The sequence below is a fragment of the uncultured Alsobacter sp. genome, from assembly GCF_945952055.1.
Lineage (GTDB): Bacteria > Pseudomonadota > Alphaproteobacteria > Rhizobiales > Beijerinckiaceae > Alsobacter.
In genome coordinates this window covers 26926-44865 of sequence record NZ_CAMFHB010000050.1, presented here as the reverse complement: position 1 = coordinate 44865, position 17940 = coordinate 26926, and the positions used below count along the sequence as shown (strand labels likewise).

The following is a 17940-nucleotide window of genomic DNA, read 5'->3' as shown; positions in this document are numbered from 1 at the left end:
CCCTCCCCTGCAGGGGAGGGAAAGCGCGCTCAGCCATCGACAATCACTTGTGTGCTTGTCGAAGCGCCAGGCCCGGCCAGGACGCCGACAGGTTGGAGGCTGGTGCTACGGAAACCGAGGCGGAACCACCGGCGCGCCGCTCAGGCGTGGCCCGCCTGGGTCGACAGCATGGCCGGGTCGATGCCGATCTTGCGCAGCGCCCGGTCGTACTTCGTCTCGAACCGGCCGTCGAACAGGATCGCGGGGTCGGGGGCGCAGTGCAGCCAGCCGTTCTCATTGATCTCGGTCTCCAGCTGGCCGGCGCCCCACCCCGCATAGCCGAGCGCCAGAACGGCCTTCTTGGGTCCCTCGCCCTGGGCGATGGCGCGCAGGATGTCGACCGTGGCGGTCAGGCAGATGCCTTCGTCGATCGGCAGCGTCGACTTGTCGATGATGAAGTCGGAGGAGTGCAACACGAAGCCGCGGCCGGTCTCGACCGGCCCTCCCTTCAGCACGGGGAACTTCTCGGCGCTGTCGGGCAGGCGGATCCCGCTCTTGGACGGAATGATCTCGAGCTGCTCGAGAAGGTGGGGAAATTCGATGTTGGGAGCCGGCTGGTTGATCACCAGCCCCATGGCGCCCTCCGGGGAATGGGCGCACACATAGATCACCGAACGCGCGAACCGCGGGTCCGGCATGCCCGGCATGGCAACGAGCAACTGTCCGTCGAGAAAGCCCTTGGAGCCCATCTCGCTCGTGGAAGTCAGGGTTTCGATGAGGATCATGCTAGCCCCTTTCGGTCAGCAAGCCAACGCAACGTCGGAATGAGGGTTCCGGGCCGCGACGGGGAGTCACGCGCTCGTCACTTCTCCGGCGCGACGGGTTCAGGCTAAGAAACGCGCATGAATGCGACCCGAACACGGCCGATCGATCGAATCCTCCGCATCTGCCTGTCCATGATGCTGGCCGGCCTTGCGGCGGCGGCTCCGCCGGCCATGGGCCAGTCGAGCCTTTCGCCACCGCCCGGCGCGTCGGTCTGGTCGTCGAGCATGCACGCCTCGATGCGGCTGATCGACGGCGGGCCGGATGCGACCAACCAGGCCCTGTGGCGGGCCGGGGTGGAGATCCGCATGGACCCGCACTTCAAGACCTACTGGCGGACGCCGGGCGACAGCGGCCTGCCCCCGGTCTTCGACTGGGCGGCCTCGCAGAACGTGGCCAATGTCGAGGTTCTCTGGCCCGCGCCCTACCGGTTCGAAGACACCGCCGGATCGTCGATCGGCTATGTCGGGTCCGTCGTGTTTCCCGTGCGGGTGACGCTCGCCGACCCCCGCAAGCCCGGGCAGCTCGTCCTGAAACTCGACTACGCGGTCTGCGAGAAAGTCTGCATCCCGGCGCGGGGCGAGGCGCGGCTGCCGATCTCGCGGCAGGGTCTGTCGACCCCCAACAGCCTCGTCGTGCTCGACTGGGAGACCCGCGTGCCGCGCGAGGCGAGGCTGGGCGCGGCGGATGCTCCGGCCCTGCGGTCCGTTGCCGCGGCGCCGTCCGGGGAAGCGCTGACCATCACCGCGGTCGTTCCGGACAAGGCCTCCATCGTCGACGTCTTCGTCGAGGGGCCCGACCCATGGGTCTTCGGCGCGCCGCTGGCGGTGGCAACCCTGCCGCAGGGGCCCGGGACGCGGCTGGTCACCTATCTCGTCAAGGTGGACAACCGGCCCAAGGACGGGAAGCTGCCCGGCATGGCCCTGCGCCTCACCCTGACGGCCGGCGACGACGCCGTCGAAACCGCCGCGCAACTCGACGCGGCGGGCTCGGCGCCCTAAAACGCCTGTGAGGCCCCTAGCGGGCCGTCATTCACGCTCCAACGGAGACTGCCATGACCATCGCTGTCGGCGACACCCTGCCCCCCGCCACTTTCCGCGTCATGACGGAGGACGGGCCTGCGGTTCGCACCACAGACGACATCTTCAAGGGCAAGAAGGTCGTGCTGTTCGCAGTCCCCGGCGCCTTCACGCCGACCTGCCACCGCAATCACCTTCCGGGCTTTCTCGAGAACTTCGACGCGATCAAGGCCAAGGGCATCGATACCATCGCCGTGACCGGCGTGAACGACGTGTTCGTCATGAACGCCTGGGCCAAGTCGACCGGCGGCGAAGGCAAGATCGAGTTTCTCTCCGACGGCAACGGCGACTTCGCCAAGGCGATCGGGCTCGCCATGGACGGCACGGGCTTCGGCCTGGGCACGCGCTCGCAGCGCTACTCGATGGTGGTCGAGGACGGCGTTGTGACCGCCCTCAACATCGAGGAAACGCCCGGCAAGGCCGAAGCCTCCGGCGCCGACGCCCTGCTGAAGCTGCTCTGACACTCGGAGCATGCTGCGAAAAGCTGGAATCCGGCTTTTCGCAAGAAGCATGCGACCCCGGAGAAACCTGGAGCCCGCTTCGTCTCCATCAAAACGAAGCGTGCTCTAGGCGCCGTTCTTCCGCTTGGCGGGCATGAACGGCGCCATTCCCTCGCGGGCGAGCGCATCCACGCGCTCGTTCTCGGGGTGCCCGGCATGGCCCTTCACCCAGTGCCAGTGCACCTCGTGGCGCAGCCGCGCCGCATCAAGGCGCTGCCACAGCTCCGCGTTCTTCACCGGCTTCTTGTCGGCCGTGCGCCAGCCATTGGCCTTCCAGCCGTAGAGCCACCCCGTGATGCCCTGGCGGACATACTGGCTGTCGGTCCACAGATCGACCGTGCAGGGCCGCTTCAGCGCCTCCAGTGCCATGATGGCGGCCGTCAGCTCCATCCGGTTGTTGGTGGTGTCCGGCTCGCCGCCCATCATCTCCTTGGTCTTCTCGCCGTAGCGCAGCATGGCGCCCCAGCCGCCCGGACCGGGATTCCCGGAGCAGGCGCCATCGGTGTAGATCACCACCCGGTCCGCCGAAGGCGCGGGGGCGTGAGACGGAGATTCGGTCAAGCTTCGGTCCTGTCGGCTCGCGTGGATCAGTCCGGCCGGCCGTAATCGGCCGCCGAGGTCACGCGGTCATGGAAGCGCAGCTTCCGGTAGTATTCGAGCGGGTCCTTCGGCTTGACCAGCGCCCCCGGCGGAACGTTGAGCCAGTCCACCAGCCGGGTCAGCATGAAGCGCAGCGCCGAACCCTTGGCCAGCACCGGCAGCGCGGCCACCTCGGCCGGCTGCAGCGGGCGCACCTTCTCGTAGCCGGTGATCATCGCCCGGCCCTTCGTCATGTTGAATGACCCGTCCGTCTCGAAGCACCACGCGTTCAGGCATACCGCCAGGTCGTAGGCGAGCGCGTCGGTGCAGGCGAAATAGAAGTCGATGAGCCCGGACAGGCGGGGCCCCAGGAAGAACACGTTGTCGGGGAACAGGTCGGCGTGGATGACGCCCTGCGGCAGCCCCCGCGGCCACGCCGCCTCGAGGCTCCCGAGCGCTTCGGCCGTGGCCGCCGCGAGGCCCGGGGTCACGGTGTCGGCCCTCTCCCGCGCCGCCTCGTAGAGCGGCCGCCAGCCCTCGACCGAGAGCGCGTTCGGACGACGCATCTCGAAGCCTTCGCCCGCCAGGTGCAGCCGCGCGAGCGCCTCGCCGACGGCCCCGCAGTGGCCCACGCCCGGCCGGCGCACACCCATGCCGTCGAGGAAGGTCACGATCGCCGCCGGCCGACCGGCGAGACGGCCGAGCGCCTCTCCGGAGCGGTCCTTCACGGGCAGCGGGCAGTTGAGGCCGCGCGCCGCCAGGTGCTCCATCAGGCCGATGAAGAACGGCAGGTCCCCTTCCCTCACCCGCTTCTCGTAGAGGGTGAGGATGTAGAAGCCCTTCTCCGTGTGCAGCAGGTAGTTGGAGTTCTCGACGCCCTCGGCGATGCCCTTGGCGGCCAGCACGGCGCCCAGATCGTAGCGGGCGACGAAGGCTGACAGCTCCTCGTCGGAGACTTCTGTGTAGACGGCCACGGGCTACTCCGCAGCCTCGCCGCGAAGGTCGCGCGGCAACGGGAAGAACACACTCTCGTCGGCCGTCGTCACCGTCTCGACGGAGACCTCGTAGCGCGCCGCGAAGGCGTCGATGATCTCCTCGACGAGGATCTCGGGCGCCGAGGCACCGGCCGTGATGCCGAGCCGGGCGATGGAGCCGTAGACCGCCCAGTCGATGTCGTCGGCGCGGAGCACGAGCCGCGACACGGGGCACCCGGCACGCTCGGCCACTTCGCGAAGCCGCTGCGAGTTCGAGGAGTTCGGGGACCCCACGACCAGCATGGCGTCGACCTGCGGCGCCACGCGCTTCACCGCTTCCTGCCGGTTGGTCGTGGCGTAGCAGATGTCTTCCTTGTGCGGGGCGACGATGTCGGGGAAGCGCGCGCGCAGGGCGTCGACGATCTCGCGCGTGTCGTCGACCGACAGGGTGGTCTGGGTCACGTAGGCCAGCACCGAGGCGTCCGGGGGCACGAGCCGGCCGACGTCCTCGACGGTTTCCACCAGCAGCACCGCGCCCTCGGGCAGCTGCCCCATGGTCCCCTCGACCTCGGGGTGACCGGCATGGCCGACCAGGATCACGGTCCGGCCGCGGCGATGATGCACCTCGGCCTCGCGATGCACCTTGGTGACGAGCGGGCACGTCGCGTCGATGGCGAAGAACTGCCGCTGCTCGGCCTCCTGCGGCACGGACTTCGGCACGCCGTGGGCCGAGAAGATCACCGGGGCCTTGGTGTCCGGGATTTCGGATAGTTCGTCGACGAAGATGGCACCCTTCCGGCGCAGCCCCTCGACCACGTACTTGTTGTGCACGATCTCGTGACGCACGTAGACCGGCGCGCCGTGCAGCGCGAGGGCCTTCTCGACGGCGTCGATGGCGCGCACGACGCCGGCGCAGAAGCCGCGCGGGGCGCACAGGAGAATGGACAGCGGCGGTTTGCCGGGGGGGCTTGTGGCGATCATGGGCATCCGGCGGACATGAGCATCCGGCAGTCATGGCGGCCCGTGGGCCACCCGCTTGCGTTTGTGTGGCCAGCGCTGCAAGAGGTCAAGCACCACCTCGGAGCAGCCAGGCCATGACCATCCGCTTCGCCATCTTCGACATGGACGACGTCCTGTGCGCCTACGACGTGGGCGGCCGCATCCGCAAGCTGGCGGACTTCGCCGGGCGGACGCCGGAGGAGGTCAGCCGCGACATCTGGGAATCGGGCTTCCTGCACGAGGCCGACAACGGCCGTTGGGACGCGGACGCCTTTCTGAAGGAGTTCGGCGACAGGCTCGGCGCGCCGATCGACAAGGAGACCTGGCTCGCCATCCGGCGCACGTCCATGCAGCCGCTGCCCGACACGCTCGCCCTCGTCCGCAGGCTCGCGGGCCGGATGCCCGTCGCCGTGCTCACCAACAACGACGCGCTGGTGGCCCGCGAGATTGACGCGCTCTTCCCGGCGCTGCGCGGCCTCTTCGGCAACCGCATCCTGGTCTCGGCCACTCTGGGCTGGGCCAAGCCCGACCCGCATTGCTACCTGGCCGCCTGCAAATGGCTGGCCTTCAATCCGACCGAGACGTTCTTCACGGACGATCTGCAGGTCAACGTCGAGGGCGCGCGGATGGCCGGCCTGACGGGGCATCGGTTTCGCGGCGCCGGCGCCCTCGCGCTGGCGCTCCAGAAGGCCGGGGCCCTCTGACCACGGGCAGGGCGATATCACGCGGCGCCCCCCCCTCGTCCGGGGCTCGCCCATGACGGCGCCCGCCCCTATGGTGCGGCGGTAGCAGCAAGGGATGCCCATGCCAGAGCACCACGACGCCAGTTTCCTCGTCCCCATTCTCGTCTTCTGCGCCGGCGCCGTGATCGCGGTGCCGTTGTTCAAGCGGGCGGGTCTCGGCGTGGTCATCGGCTACCTGGCCGCCGGCCTGGCGATCGGCCCGGCCGGCTTCGGCATCGTCAAGGATGCGGACGCCGTGCGCGGCGTGGCCGAACTCGGCATCGTGCTGCTGCTGTTCGTCATCGGCCTGGAGCTCAAGCTCTCCAAGCTCCTGTCGATGAAGCGAGACATCTTCGGGCTGGGCGCCGCCCAGTTCGCCGGATCGGCGGCCGTCATCGGGCTCGTGGCGCTGCTGCTCGGGGTCAAGCCGGGCGGGGCCTTCGTGGCCGGCGTGTCCTTCGCGATGTCGGCCACCGCCATCGCGCTCCAGATCCTCGACGAGCGCGGCACGCTGCAGAGCGCCTACGGACAGCGGACCTTCTCGGTGCTCCTGTTCCAGGACATGGCGATCGTGCCGGTCCTGGCGATCGTCCCGCTCCTCGCGATGACGCCGACGAGCCAGGAGCACGACTGGATGGCCACCCTCACCGGCGTCGGGATCGCGATCGCGGCCCTGGCGGCCATCGTGCTGGCGGGGCTCTACCTGCTGAACCCGCTGTTCCGGCTGCTGGCGCGCACCGGGGCACGCGAGGTGCTGACGGCGGCCGCCCTGCTGGTGGTGCTCGGCAGCGCCCTCCTGATGCAGGTCGCCGGGATGTCGATGGCGCTGGGGGCCTTCATGGCCGGCCTGCTGCTCGCCGAATCGAACTTCAGGCACCAGCTGGAAGCCGACATCGAGCCCTTCCGCGGCCTGCTGCTCGGCCTGTTCTTCATGAGCGTGGGCATGGGCATGGAAGCCGGCCTCATCGCCGGCAACGCCCTCTTCCTCGCCGCCGCCGGCGTAGCCCTCATCGGTGCCAAGATTGCGGTCGCCTATGCCCTCGAGCGGCTCTCCCGGTCGAGCCGCCGCGATGCCCTGCGCAGCGCCGTGCTGCTGTCTCCGGCCGGCGAGTTCTCGCTCGTCCTGCTGCCGCTCGGCGGCGCGCTGGGCCTGCTCGACGACCGCCAGGCGGGCATCGCCACCGCGCTCGCCGCACTCACGATGGCGCTGGGGCCCGTGATCGCCAAGGGCATCGAGGTGCTGATCGACCGGCGCGACGCGGCCCTGCCGGAGCCCGAGTTCGATCCCGACGCGTTCGACGGCGTGAAGGGCAGCGTCCTGGTGGTCGGCTTCGGGCGCTTCGGCCAGCTCACGACGCAGGTGCTGCTCGCCGAGGGCGTCGACGTCACCGTCATCGACAAGGACGTCTCGCGCATCCAGTCGGCGGCGCGCTTCGGCTTCAAGGTCTATTACGGCGACGGCACGCGGCTCGACGTGCTGCGCGCGTCCGGCGCGGCGGGCGCCAGGCTGGTCGCGATCTGCGTCGACGACCGCGAGGCGGCGCTGACCGTCGTCGAACTCGTGCGCGAGCACTTTCCGCTCGCGCAGATCCACGCCCGCGCCTATGACCGCATCCATGCCGTCGACCTGATGAACGCCGGCGTGGACTTCCAGCTGCGCGAGACGCTCCTGTCGGCCGTCCGCTTCGGCCGGGAGGCCCTGGTGGGGCTCGGGACGGATCCCGACCGGGCGAGCGAGGTGGAGGCTGCGGTGCTGGAGCGCGATTCGGAACGGCTGGCCGCCCAGCACGCGTCCGGCGAAGTGCGGCCGGCCGACTACACGAAGGTGCCGCGGCTCACGCCCGAGCCCCTGTCCCAGCCCCGCGCCAAGTCGAAGGCGCTCTCTCCCGAGACCAGCGCGGCCATCGCCGCCGGCGAGGACAAGAGGGCATGACGCAGGCGACGAAGGGGGCGGCGGGCGGCGGACCCGCCGTCTTCACCACGGGCTCGACCATGCGCCACGTGACGGTGATGACCTTCACCGGCGCGATCGGGCTCACGGCGCTCTTCGTCGTGGACCTCCTGTCGCTGCTCTACATCTCGTGGCTCGGCAACGTGACGGTGACCGCCGGCGTCGGCTTCGCCACCACGGTGTTCTTCTTCTCCACCTCCGCCAACATCGGCATGATGATCGCCGTCTCCGCCGTGGTGTCGCGGGCGCTCGGCGCGCGGGACCGGGCGCAGGCGCGGCGTCTCTCGGCCTCCAGCTGCCTGTGGATGAGCGTGTTCGCGGCCCTTGCCTCGCTGCTGCTGCTCGCCGTCATGGACCCGCTGCTCGTCTGGCTCGGTGCCGAGGGCGAGGCGCGCGCCGTCGCGCACCGGTTCCTGATGATCAGCATGCCGTCGAACGTGCTCATGGGGCTCGGCCTCTCGTTCTCCGCGGTGCTGCGCGCCGTCGGCGACGCGCGACGCGCCATGTACGTGACCCTCGGCGGGGGCCTTGCGACCGCCGTCATCGATCCGCTGCTCATCTTCGGCGCGGGGCTCGGGGCGGACGGTGCCGCCTGGGCCGTGGTGCTGTCGCGGCTGGTCTTCTGCCTGATCGGCTTCCACGGCTGCGTGCGGGTTCACGACCTCATCGCGCGGCCGAGCCTGCGCCGGGCCCTCGAGGACTTCCGGCCCATCGCGGGCATCGCCGGCCCCGCCGTGCTCACCAACATCGCCGCTCCGGTCGCCAACGGTTTCCTGACGGCCGTGATCTCGCCCTTCGGCGAGGCCGCGGTCGCGGCGAACGCCATCATCCTCCGGCTCACCCCGGTCGCCTTCTGCGTGGTGTTCTCGCTGACAGGCGCCGTCGGTCCGATCATCGGACAGAACATGGGCGCGCGGCAGTACGACCGGGTGAAGCGGACGCTGACCGACGGGCTAATCTTCTCGCTCGTGGCGGTCTGCACGGCCTGGGCCATCCTGGCGCTGTCGCGCAACGGTCTCGTCCTGATGTTCAAGGCGGAAGGCGAGACGGCGGAGTTGCTGCGCTTCTTCTGCACGGTGATCGCCGGCAGCTGGATCTTCCACGGCGCCCTGTTCGTGGCCAACTCGGCCTTCAACAATCTCGGGGCGCCGCTCTACGCCACGGCCTTCAACTGGGGCAAGGCGACGATCGGGACGATCCCCTTCGCCTTGCTCGGGGCCCGGTGGGGCGGCGCGGAGGGCGTCATGGTGGGCCAGGGGCTGGGAGCGATCATCTTCGGCGTCTGGGGCATCTACGCCGCCTATGCCACCGTGGCCAAGGTCACGCGCAAGGGACAGGCGGCCGCCCGCGCGTGACGATGGCGCCGTTTCGCCAAAGCGCCTAGACTCCCCGCCATCGCCCTCGGGCGTGTCGCGTCGGCACCGGCGCGGGGCGCTCCGGTTTTCGGTGGTCGCATGCGTGTTGCCAGGAGCCCGTGAGCGGCTTTTCGCAGCATGCCCCAGGGACACGCGCCGCATGTTCAATCTCTTCGAGCTGATGAAGCAGGCGCAGGGCGGGTCTCCGGCCGAGGCCTTCGCGCGGCAGTTCGGCCTGTCGCCGCCCCAGGCGGAGAGCGCCATCGACGCCCTGCTGCCGGCGTTCGCGCTCGCGCTGCAGCGGCAGCTGCAGGACCCCGCCCAGTGGCCGAAGCTGTTCCAGGCCTTCGCCGTCGCGCAGCAGACGACCATGATGGAGGCCGCCGCGAAGGCCTTCGCGCCGCAGGCGACCGCGGCCCCGGACCTGGCGGGGATGCTGTTCGGGTCCAACGACATCGCCCGGCAGATCGCGCAGCAGGCGGCGGCCTATTCGGGGCTCAGCCCGGTCATCCTGCAGCAGATGATGGGGCCCATGGGCGCCACGCTGATGACCGGCCTTGCCCAGGCCATGACGCAGCAGGGCCTCGCGCCGTGGCTTTCGGCGCTCGGGGGCCAGGCCACCCAGGCGGCGGCCAATCCCTTCGCCGCCTTCACCACCATGATGGGCCAGATGATGGGCGCGGCCGCGCAGGCGGGGGCCGCGAAGCCGCAGGCGGAGCCTCCTCGCCCCGCGTCGGACTACCTCGATCCCCAGGCGATGGGCGCCTTCATCAACCAGATGCTGGGCGGCAAGACACCGGAGCCGCCTCCCCCGGAAGAGCCCCCGCCGCCTCCGCCGACCGCGACCGATCTCGGGCTAGACGCGATGTCACAGATCGTGGAGACCGGCCGGGAAGTGCAGGAACAGCACCTGCAGACCATGCAGGCGATCCTGCAGCAGATGTTCCCGGCGGACAAAGGACAGCCGGGTGGCCGATGAAAAGAGGCCCCGCCGGTGACGGCAGGGCCTCGAGTGGGCGTCGAGAGGGGGAACGACGCCGTGTGGAAGGATGAGGATCAGGCGGCGAGCGCGCGGCTGCGGGCCGTGACGGCCTGCTCGGCCGCCTTCATCACCTGAACCGATCGAAGGCTCTCACGGATCCGGGCACGCTCTGTGAGGCGCCGTTCGCTGGCCGATGCCGCGAGGAGCTCGGAAGGATCGGCGGCCACCGGCTCGCTCAGGGCCTCGAACACGTCGCCCCGGGCGATGCCCAGGTCTTTCAGCATGTGGTCGTCGAGCTCGAGCAAGCGGGCCACGTCGCGACGATTCTGGAAGCGCGTCCACAGGCGGACGAGCGTCGCCACCACGCCCGATGCCGCTGGCGCGGCAGTGGCCGGCAGGAGGGCAAGGGAAGTCTTGGCGGGGGCAGTCATCGTCGTCTCCTGGAATGCGCGGCGGCGCCGCTTTTGAACGCGTCCGGCCGTTCCGGACGGTCGCCAAAAAACCACCGCGGCTTCCATCAGTCCAACGAATGTTTCAGATGGACGACATCACAGAATACGATCAATGTCGGTGCGCAGGGGGAGAAACGCCATGAGCGCCGTGCTCGACATCGACCAGCTGAAGACGTTCGTCGCGATCGTGGACACGGGCTCGTTCACGCGGGCGGCGGAGATCGTCCACAAGACGCAGTCCGCGGTGTCGATGCAGATGAAGCGGCTCGAGGAGCGGGTCGGCAAGCCGATCTTCGCGCGCGATGGCCGCGCCTCCAAGCTCACCGAGGATGGCGAGCGGCTGCTCGACTACGCGCGCCGGATCCTGCGGCTCAATCTCGAATGCCTCGCCACGTTCTCGGATGCGGAACTGGCCGGCCGGGTGCGCCTCGGCGTCCCCGACGACTATGCCGACCGCTACCTCCCCGAGATCCTCGCGCGCTTCTCGCGCTCCAACCCCAAGGTCGAAGTGACCGTGGTGTGCGAGCCGACGCCGATGCTCGTCGAGCGCATCCAGGCCAACGACCTCGACCTGGCCATCATCACCCATGTGGAGACGCGCGGCCCGGCGGAGGTCATCCGCGAGGAACGCCTGCTGTGGGTGACCTCGCAGCGCCACGCGGCCCAGGAGGAGACGCCGGTGCCGCTGGCGCTGGGGCGCCCGACCTGCAACTGGCGTCAGGCCGCGACCGAGCGGCTCGACCTGATCGGCCGTCCCTACCGGATCCTCTATGCGAGCTGGAACTCGAACGCCGTCGGGGCGGCGGTGATGGCCGGGCTCGCGGTGTCCGTGCTGCCCGAGAGCGCCATCCGGACCGGCATGCGCATCCTGGGCCCGCAGGACGGTTTTCCGGCGCTTCCCTCGTGCAAGATCGGCCTGATGCGCAACCGGCACGACACGCCGACGCTCGCCGACGCGCTGGCCGGCCACATCGTCTCGAGCCTGGGAAACCTGCGCAGCGATCAGCCGGAACCGGCGGACGCGTCCTGAGCGATCAGTTGATCGAGCCCACGCCGTCGGCGGTGTTCGAGAAGGTGATCACGAGGGCCGACTTGATCGAGCCGCTCGCACCGACAATGACCGCCGAGATGATGGCCGCGATCAGACCATACTCGATGGCCGTAGCACCGCTTTGCGAGGCGATGAAGGCTTTGAGGGTCTTCGCCATGGGAATGAGCCATCTCCTGAACTGAGCCGTTTGTCGCACGTGAAAGGTGAACAACCGGCTGAGATCGCGCTGGCCATTTGAACGAACCCGGCCGATGGCGCGGGTTCTGACACACCGGTTAACGCGCGGTTTCCGCCGCGAGCTAAGCCGGCAGCGGCCATGCCGACGAGGCCGGCGTCACGCGCCGGGCGATCTCCGCGCGAAGGCCAGGACCGACGACGGCAGCCTGGGACATGCTGCGCAAAGGCGGAGAGCGGTCCTCTCGCGCGGCACGTGCGACGAGGAAAGCGCAGGCGACGACGCGCTCCGTCGAGACGCAGCATGCCGTGGCCGAGGTCCGGCGGCTCGGCCAGACGCACGCGAGCAGGTAGGCCTGGCCGCTCGCGCGGCGCTGACCTGTGCCTCGACGCACGGGACTGTGAAGAGCCGTTTTGTGCATTTTGCAGATTTGCAAGCAAGGCCGCCGATTGCCACAACCTCCGAAGCCCCTTAGATGTGCGGTGCCCGCCCCTTGAAGGCGGTTTTTTTGCCGGCAGACCCTGGAGGCTTCGATGGCTCGCGACGTGTCGGATTCGACGCCGCTCCGGTCGCGCGACGAACTCGTCGCCTGGTTCGCGGCCGGCATGAAGCCTGAAAGCGCTTTCCGGCTGGGCACCGAGCACGAGAAGTTTCCTTTCTACGTGGACGGTCTCTCGCCCGTTCCGTACGCCGGGCCGCGCGGCATCGAGGCGCTGCTGCGGGGTGTCCAGGCCCGGACCGGCTGGGACCCGATCATGGACGGCGAGGCCATCATCGGCCTGTTCGATTCGAAGGGCGGCGGAGCCATCTCGCTGGAGCCCGGCGGCCAGTTCGAGCTCTCCGGCGCACCGGTCGAGACCCTGCACGACACGGCGGCCGAACTCGCCGAGCATCTCGCCGTGACGAAGCGCGTGGGCGACGGCCTGGGCATCGGCTTCCTGGCGCTGGGGCACAGCCCGGCCTGGACGCGCGCCCAGACGCCCGTCATGCCCAAGCAGCGCTACAAGATCATGGCGAACTACATGCCGAAGGTCGGAAGCCGCGGCCTGGACATGATGTTCCGCACCTGTACCGTGCAGGTGAACCTCGACTTCGGCAGCGAAGCCGACATGGTCCGCAAGCTGCGGGTCTCGCTGTCGCTGCAGGCCGTCGCCAGCGCACTCTTCGCCAATTCACCCTTCGTCGACGGCCGCCCGACCGGCTACCTCAGCAACCGCTGCGAGATCTGGCGCGACACCGACGCGGACCGCTCGGGTCTGATGCCCTTCGCCTTCGAGCCCGGCATGGGCTTCGAGCGCTATGTCGACTACGCCCTCGACGTGCCGATGTATTTCGTGAAGCGCGGGGACCACTACCACGACGTGGCGGGTGCCTCCTTCCGCGACCTGCTGGCGGGCAAGCTCCCGCAGCTTCCCGGCGAGACGGCAACCCTCTCGGACTGGGCCAATCACCTGTCCACCATTTTCCCGGACGTCAGGCTCAAGCGCTACATCGAGATGCGCGGCGCCGACGCGGGCTCCGAGCCCATGCTGAATGCGCTGCCCGCCCTCTGGGTCGGGCTGCTCTACGACGGCAAGGCTCTCGACGAGGCCGAGGCGCTGGTCAAGGACTGGACCGCCGCGGAGCGCCAGGCCCTGCGCGACACGGTTCCGCGCCGCGCGCTGGCCACGCCGTTCCGCCAGGGCAACGTCCGCGACGTCGCGCGCGAGGTGCTCGCCATCGCCCGCGGCGGGCTGTCCCGCCGGGCCAGGCGGGACGCGCAGGGGCGCGACGAGACGCTGTTCCTGGAACCCCTGGATGCGATCGTCGCCGAGGGCCACACGACGGCCGAACGCCTCGTGGCGGATTTCACCGGATCCTGGCACGGTTCGGTCGACCCGGTTTTCAAGTCCTGCGCGTATTGACAGAGTTGCTGCGGCGCACCACGTGCGTTGCAGTTGTCCTGGCGACCGATCCGCGGGGCAGCATGGCATAGGCCTATCCCGGCCCGATGCCGCATGACTGGAACACCCTCGCCATGCCCATTCCGGCCATCCACGATCCCGCCGGATCCTCGTCGCTCCTGCAACTCGCCCAGGCGGTGGCACCCGAGCGAACGGCGGAACATGGTCCGGCGCTTTCGCCCGTCGCCCCGCCCATGGGCTTCGAGGGCGATCTGTTCGGCTGGCTCGACCGCTGGCTGGAACTGATCGGACAGGAACTCAAGGTCGCCATCGCCGCTGTCCCGGACATCCCGACGGCCGTCGCCACCGCCGCCAGCAACGCGACAGGGGCCTTGGGTGGCACGACCGCCATCTTCCTGGCCCTGGTGTCGACCGTGCTGGCCGGCGCGTTGCTCGTCGTCTTCCGCTCCTGGACCGGGGGCACCCGCGAAGGGGGGCTCGACCAGGTGGCCTGCCGGGCCGGAGCCACGCGGCTCCTGGTGTGGGACGTCATCGACCGCCTCGTCTTCGCCGCGCTCCTCATCTCGCTCGGGCGCATGCTCGTCGGCGGCTGGAACATGGAGACGAACCTCGCCTCCTCCGTGATCCGCTGCGCCATCCGCTGGTACGCCGTGATGATCATCGCGCAGGTGGTGCTGCGGCCGCATCGCCCGCGCTATCGGCTCCTGCCGATCACCAACCAGGTCGCGCGCACGGCGATGATCCTCACGGGCATCATCGCCGCGATTTCCGTGATCGGGCCGACGGTGATCCCCGTCCTGGTGCGCAACGGCATGCCCTGGCCCCCGGCGATGGGCATGGCGCTGATCCTGCTCACGGCCTCGGCCACGCTGGCGGCCGTCACCGTGCACGTGCTCGCCAACGGCATGCAGCGGGTGCTGGGGGCGGCGGGGCGCAACCTCTTCGCACTCGTCGGCACGGTCCTGGCGGTCGGCTTCGACGTGCTTTGGGCCATCAGCATCGTGCTGCGGCAGTTCGGCGTGTTCACCGCCGTCCTGACCACGTTCGGCGTGATCGGCGCCTACGCCATGATCGACGCCACCCTCGGCCTCGAAACCGGTCGCGACGCCGGCTCGCGCACGCGGATGGTCCGCCGCACCTTCCGCATCGGCGCCCTGTTCCTCATGCCCTACGTGCTGGGCGAGGTCTGGTTCGCGCGCTCCGGCGCACTGCCCATGGACTTCTGGGTCAGCGTCAGGCTGGCGATCCTTTATGGCGGCGGCACGGCGTTCGCCGGCTTCGTCGCCTGGGAGCTCACCGACTACTGGGCGGCCCGTTCCATCGGCCAGACGCCACGGATCGATCCGTTCAATCCCTCCGACGACGACGCCGAAATGGCGCCGGCCTCGCGGCTCGCGACCTTCTTCCCGATGGCGCGCGTGCTCATGGCCATCATGATCACGCTGATCGCGGGGCTGCTCGCGCTCTCCAACCTCGGCGTCAACATCGCTCCCCTGCTCGCCGGCGCCGGCGTCTTCGGCCTCGCCATCTCGTTTGGCAGCCAGTCGCTGATCCGCGACATCCTGTCGGGCGTGTTCTTCCTGGGCGACGACGCATTCCGGGTCGGGGAGTACATCGACACAGGCCGGCTGAAGGGGACGGTGGAGCAGATCTCGCTGCGCTCGCTCCGCCTGCGCCACCAGAACGGCCAGGTGCACACGATCCCCTATGGCCAGCTCCAGGCCATCACGAACTTCAGCCGCGACTGGGCGACGATGAAGTTCAACCTGCGGATCGACCCGAACGTCGACCTCGAGCACGTCCGCAAGACCGTGAAGAAGGTCGGGCTGGCCATGATGGAGGATCCGGAACTCGGCCGTGAGCTGATCCAGCCGGTGAAGCTGCAGGGCGTTGCCGACATCCAGGACAACGCACTCGTCATCCGCATCAAGTTCACCGCGCGCCCCGGCCGCCCCACCTGGGTGCAGCGGGAAGCGCTGAAGCGCATCCACCTCGCCTTCCGCGAGCAGGGCATCGCCTTCGCCTCGAACGCCGTCACCGTGCGCGACGTCGAATACGGGCAGGTGCCGCCCTCCGCCGGCTTCCCGATCGCCGTCGCCCGCACACCGGCCGCGGCCCCCGTTCTCGGCGCCGCCGCCGCCGCGGGCCTGGCCGCCACGGCAGCCGCCGCAGCCGCCGAGCGCGGATGAGGAGGGCGACCCGGGTCAGCTATACGGGTCCGCCGCGTCCCTGAGCCCGTCGCCCATGAAGTTGAAAGCCAGCACCACGAGGATGACCGGGATCATCGGCGTCAGCAGCCACGGATAGAGGTTCACGGCCGCCAGGTTCTGCGCCTCGTTCAGAAGCACGCCCCAGCTGGTCACCGGCGGGCGCAGGCCGAGCCCCAGGAAGGACAGCGCGGTCTCGCCGAGGATCATGGACGGGATCGACAGGGTGGCGCTGGCGATCAGGTGGCTCATGAAGTTCGGCACGAGGTGGCCGGCGATGATCCTGGTCCGCGACGCGCCCATCAGCTCCGCGGCCCGCACGAAGTCTTCCTCACGCAGCGACAGGAGCTTGGATCGCACGGCGCGGGCCAGCCCGGGCCAGTCCAGAAGCCCCAGGATCAGCGTGATGGCGAAGAACACCAGCACGGGGCTCCAGTTGGCCGGCAGGGCGGCCGACAGCGCGAGCCACAGCGGGAGCTCGGGCAGCGAGCGCAGGATCTCGATGGAGCGCTGCACGGCCGCGTCGACCCAGCCGCCGACATAGCCGGCGAGACCGCCGAGCGTCAGCCCGATGACGAACGACACCGCGATGCCCAAGAGGCCGACGGTCAGCGAGATCCGCGCGCCATAGATGATGCGCGAGAACAGGTCGCGGCCGAGCTTGTCGGTGCCCAGGAGGAAGAAGGTGCCGCCTTCCGGCGGGCACACGAGGTGGAACCGCGCGGTCGTCAGGCCCCAGAAATCGTAGGATTCGCCCTGGCAGAAGAAGCGCAGCGGCTGGGGCTTCGTCTCGTCGACGATGTATTGCCGCTTGAACGTCTCGAGGTCGAACTTGAACGTGTAGGGGTAGACGAACGGTCCCTTGAACTCGCCCTGGTGGAACAGGTGCACGCCCTGGGGCGGCGCCGACAGGTGGTCGCTGTGGCGCTGGGCGAGGCGGTAGGGAGCCACCACCTCGACGAAGGGCAGCATCACGTACAGGGACAGCAGGAACAGCGCCGAGACCAGCGCCACCTTGTGCCGCCGGAACTTCCACCAGATCAGCCGGATCGACGAGGCGCGGTAGAACCGCTCCTCCGCCGCCGACATCGCCTCCGACGTATGCGGGTCGAACGGCGCCGGATTGACGTAGTGGCCCGGGGCGAGCGGGTCGTGGGTGATCGTGGGTACGCTCATGTCAGCCCCGCTTGCCGAAACGGATGCGCGGGTCGAGCGCGGCGAGAAGGAGATCCGAGATCAGCATGCCGATCACGGTCAGGACGGCGACGAACATCAGGATGAAGCCTGCCAGATACTGGTCCTGCTGCTTCAGCGCCTGCAGGAGCACGGGCCCCACGGTCGGCAGCGACAGCACGAGCGAGACGAGCACCGACCCCGACACGAGATGCGGCAGGAGGTTGCCGATGTCGGCCACGAACGGGTTGAGCGCCATGCGGAAGGGATATTTCAGGAGGGCGGGCAGCGGGCGCATGCCCTTGGCCCGCGCCGTCACCGTGTACTGCTTCTGCAACTCGTCCAGGAGGTTGGCGCGCATCCGTCGGATCATCGCGGCGGTGCCCGACAGGCCGATGACGATGACGGGCGCGACGAGATGGGAGGCGATGGACTGGAGCTTGTCCATGGACATCGCCGCGTTCGCGTATTTCGGATCCATCATGCCGCCGATCGACACCCCGAACCATCGGTTGAGGTAGAACAGCAGGATCAGCGCGAGGAGGAAGTTCGGCGTCGCCAGGCCCAGGTAGCCGATCAGGGTCGCGGCGTAGTCTCCGAAGGAGTACTGGCGCGTGGCCGAATAGATGGCGATCGGGATGGCGACGAGGTGGATGAACAGCACCGTCGCGATGTTCACGACGATGGTGAGGCCCAGCGCGCTGCCGACGACCTCGTTGACCGGGCGCTGGAACTCGAAGGACCAGCCCCAGTCGCCCTGCAGCAGGCCGGACCAGCCGTTCGGACCCGGCATGAACCCGATCCACGCCAGGTACTGCTCCCACACCGGACGGTCGAGCCCGTATTGCTGGCGCAGGAACTCGGCCTTGGCCGCCGCAGCGGCGTCGCCCTGCGCGCGCAGTTCGTCGATCTGGTTGCTGAGATAATCGCCCGGCGGGAGCTTGATGACGATGAAGACGAGTGCCGAGATGGCGAGCAGCGTCAGCGCCATCGTCACGCTCCGGCGCAGGAGATAGACCACCATCTGCATCAGCGA

The 17940-nt window shown here is 69.3% G+C and carries 17 protein-coding genes; 9 read left to right on the top strand and 8 right to left on the bottom strand.

Features of this window, described 5'->3' with window-relative positions:
- Window positions 1-140 precede the first annotated feature (140 nt).
- A complete protein-coding gene (locus Q0Q47_RS26010) occupies window positions 141-764 on the bottom strand; it encodes a YqgE/AlgH family protein (protein WP_293867153.1) in 624 nt (207 codons plus the stop codon).
- Between the two features lie 117 nt (window positions 765-881).
- Here Q0Q47_RS26010 and Q0Q47_RS26005 point away from each other — a divergent pair, with 117 nt between their 5' ends.
- Both Q0Q47_RS26005 and Q0Q47_RS26000 read left to right on the top strand, forming a co-directional pair.
- Window positions 882-1802 carry a protein-disulfide reductase DsbD domain-containing protein gene (locus tag Q0Q47_RS26005; RefSeq protein ID WP_293867150.1) on the top strand — a complete coding sequence of 307 codons (921 nt, stop codon included), beginning with the start codon at window positions 882-884 and terminating at the stop codon, window positions 1800-1802.
- Window positions 1803-1855: 53 nt separating this feature from the next.
- Window positions 1856-2341, top strand: a complete 486-nt coding sequence (locus tag Q0Q47_RS26000; protein WP_293867147.1) for a peroxiredoxin — start codon at window positions 1856-1858, stop codon at window positions 2339-2341.
- Window positions 2342-2446: 105 nt separating this feature from the next.
- Here the strand turns inward: Q0Q47_RS26000 and rnhA are convergent, their stop codons facing one another.
- The 3 genes from rnhA to ispH all read right to left on the bottom strand — a co-directional run bounded on the left by rnhA (window position 2447) and on the right by ispH (window position 4914).
- On the bottom strand, window positions 2447-2896 hold the full coding sequence (gene rnhA, locus Q0Q47_RS25995; protein WP_293867159.1) for a ribonuclease HI: 450 nt from the start codon (window positions 2894-2896) through the stop codon (window positions 2447-2449).
- 71 nt (window positions 2897-2967) lie between these two features.
- A complete protein-coding gene (locus Q0Q47_RS25990; RefSeq protein ID WP_293867144.1) occupies window positions 2968-3933 on the bottom strand; it encodes a homoserine kinase in 966 nt (321 codons plus the stop codon).
- 3 nt (window positions 3934-3936) lie between these two features.
- Window positions 3937-4914, bottom strand: coding sequence for a 4-hydroxy-3-methylbut-2-enyl diphosphate reductase (ispH, locus tag Q0Q47_RS25985; protein ID WP_293867141.1), 978 nt, complete (start codon window positions 4912-4914; stop codon window positions 3937-3939).
- 113 nt (window positions 4915-5027) lie between these two features.
- Between ispH and Q0Q47_RS25980 the strand changes: the two genes are divergently transcribed.
- The 4 genes from Q0Q47_RS25980 to Q0Q47_RS25965 all read left to right on the top strand — a co-directional run bounded on the left by Q0Q47_RS25980 (window position 5028) and on the right by Q0Q47_RS25965 (window position 9939).
- Window positions 5028-5636, top strand: a complete 609-nt coding sequence (locus tag Q0Q47_RS25980; protein WP_293867139.1) for an HAD family phosphatase — start codon at window positions 5028-5030, stop codon at window positions 5634-5636.
- Between the two features lie 100 nt (window positions 5637-5736).
- Window positions 5737-7587 (top strand): monovalent cation:proton antiporter-2 (CPA2) family protein, encoded by a 1851-nt coding sequence (locus Q0Q47_RS25975; RefSeq protein ID WP_293867137.1) that lies wholly within the window; start codon window positions 5737-5739, stop codon window positions 7585-7587.
- A complete protein-coding gene (locus Q0Q47_RS25970; protein WP_293867134.1) occupies window positions 7584-8960 on the top strand; it encodes an MATE family efflux transporter in 1377 nt (458 codons plus the stop codon). Before Q0Q47_RS25975 ends, Q0Q47_RS25970 begins: the two co-directional genes overlap by 4 nt.
- Before the next feature lie 160 nt (window positions 8961-9120).
- A complete protein-coding gene (locus Q0Q47_RS25965; protein ID WP_293867131.1) occupies window positions 9121-9939 on the top strand; it encodes a DUF937 domain-containing protein in 819 nt (272 codons plus the stop codon).
- A gap of 77 nt (window positions 9940-10016) precedes the next feature.
- On the opposite strand, the gene Q0Q47_RS25960 is transcribed toward Q0Q47_RS25965, so the two are convergent.
- Entirely contained in the window at window positions 10017-10373 is a 357-nt protein-coding gene (locus tag Q0Q47_RS25960; protein WP_293867128.1) for a DUF1127 domain-containing protein, read from the bottom strand.
- A gap of 160 nt (window positions 10374-10533) precedes the next feature.
- Between Q0Q47_RS25960 and Q0Q47_RS25955 the strand changes: the two genes are divergently transcribed.
- Entirely contained in the window at window positions 10534-11424 is an 891-nt protein-coding gene (locus tag Q0Q47_RS25955) for a LysR substrate-binding domain-containing protein (RefSeq protein WP_293867125.1), read from the top strand.
- Window positions 11425-11428: 4 nt separating this feature from the next.
- On the opposite strand, the gene Q0Q47_RS25950 is transcribed toward Q0Q47_RS25955, so the two are convergent.
- Window positions 11429-11602 carry a Flp family type IVb pilin gene (locus Q0Q47_RS25950; protein ID WP_293867122.1) on the bottom strand — a complete coding sequence of 58 codons (174 nt, stop codon included), beginning with the start codon at window positions 11600-11602 and terminating at the stop codon, window positions 11429-11431.
- Between the two features lie 551 nt (window positions 11603-12153).
- Here Q0Q47_RS25950 and Q0Q47_RS25945 point away from each other — a divergent pair.
- Both Q0Q47_RS25945 and Q0Q47_RS25940 read left to right on the top strand, forming a co-directional pair.
- Window positions 12154-13524, top strand: a complete 1371-nt coding sequence (locus tag Q0Q47_RS25945) for a glutamate--cysteine ligase (RefSeq protein ID WP_293867119.1) — start codon at window positions 12154-12156, stop codon at window positions 13522-13524.
- A gap of 113 nt (window positions 13525-13637) precedes the next feature.
- Complete coding sequence (locus Q0Q47_RS25940) at window positions 13638-15713, top strand: mechanosensitive ion channel domain-containing protein (protein ID WP_293867116.1); 2076 nt, start codon at window positions 13638-13640, stop codon at window positions 15711-15713.
- A 15-nt stretch (window positions 15714-15728) separates the two neighbouring features.
- On the opposite strand, the gene Q0Q47_RS25935 is transcribed toward Q0Q47_RS25940, so the two are convergent.
- The gene (locus Q0Q47_RS25935; RefSeq protein WP_293867113.1) at window positions 15729-16907 is read right to left on the bottom strand and encodes an ABC transporter permease; all 1179 of its coding nucleotides are present in this window, start codon (window positions 16905-16907) and stop codon (window positions 15729-15731) included.
- A 1-nt stretch (window position 16908) separates the two neighbouring features.
- The gene (locus Q0Q47_RS25930) at window positions 16909-17928 is read right to left on the bottom strand and encodes an ABC transporter permease (RefSeq protein WP_293867156.1); all 1020 of its coding nucleotides are present in this window, start codon (window positions 17926-17928) and stop codon (window positions 16909-16911) included.
- Window positions 17929-17940 lie beyond the last annotated feature (12 nt).

Coding starts and splice junctions, on each gene's coding strand:
- Q0Q47_RS26010 (WP_293867153.1), bottom strand. CDS start 764: ATGATCCTCATCGAAACCCTGACTTCCACGAGCGAGATGGGCTCCAAG.
- Q0Q47_RS26005 (WP_293867150.1), top strand. CDS start 882: ATGAATGCGACCCGAACACGGCCGATCGATCGAATCCTCCGCATCTGC.
- Q0Q47_RS26000 (WP_293867147.1), top strand. CDS start 1,856: ATGACCATCGCTGTCGGCGACACCCTGCCCCCCGCCACTTTCCGCGTC.
- ispH (WP_293867141.1), bottom strand. CDS start 4,914: ATGATCGCCACAAGCCCCCCCGGCAAACCGCCGCTGTCCATTCTCCTG.
- Q0Q47_RS25980 (WP_293867139.1), top strand. CDS start 5,028: ATGACCATCCGCTTCGCCATCTTCGACATGGACGACGTCCTGTGCGCC.
- Q0Q47_RS25975 (WP_293867137.1), top strand. CDS start 5,737: ATGCCAGAGCACCACGACGCCAGTTTCCTCGTCCCCATTCTCGTCTTC.
- Q0Q47_RS25970 (WP_293867134.1), top strand. CDS start 7,584: ATGACGCAGGCGACGAAGGGGGCGGCGGGCGGCGGACCCGCCGTCTTC.
- Q0Q47_RS25965 (WP_293867131.1), top strand. CDS start 9,121: ATGTTCAATCTCTTCGAGCTGATGAAGCAGGCGCAGGGCGGGTCTCCG.
- Q0Q47_RS25960 (WP_293867128.1), bottom strand. CDS start 10,373: ATGACTGCCCCCGCCAAGACTTCCCTTGCCCTCCTGCCGGCCACTGCC.
- Q0Q47_RS25955 (WP_293867125.1), top strand. CDS start 10,534: ATGAGCGCCGTGCTCGACATCGACCAGCTGAAGACGTTCGTCGCGATC.
- Q0Q47_RS25950 (WP_293867122.1), bottom strand. CDS start 11,602: ATGGCGAAGACCCTCAAAGCCTTCATCGCCTCGCAAAGCGGTGCTACG.
- Q0Q47_RS25945 (WP_293867119.1), top strand. CDS start 12,154: ATGGCTCGCGACGTGTCGGATTCGACGCCGCTCCGGTCGCGCGACGAA.
- Q0Q47_RS25940 (WP_293867116.1), top strand. CDS start 13,638: ATGCCCATTCCGGCCATCCACGATCCCGCCGGATCCTCGTCGCTCCTG.
- Q0Q47_RS25935 (WP_293867113.1), bottom strand. CDS start 16,907: ATGAGCGTACCCACGATCACCCACGACCCGCTCGCCCCGGGCCACTAC.
- Q0Q47_RS25930 (WP_293867156.1), bottom strand. CDS start 17,928: ATGGTGGTCTATCTCCTGCGCCGGAGCGTGACGATGGCGCTGACGCTG.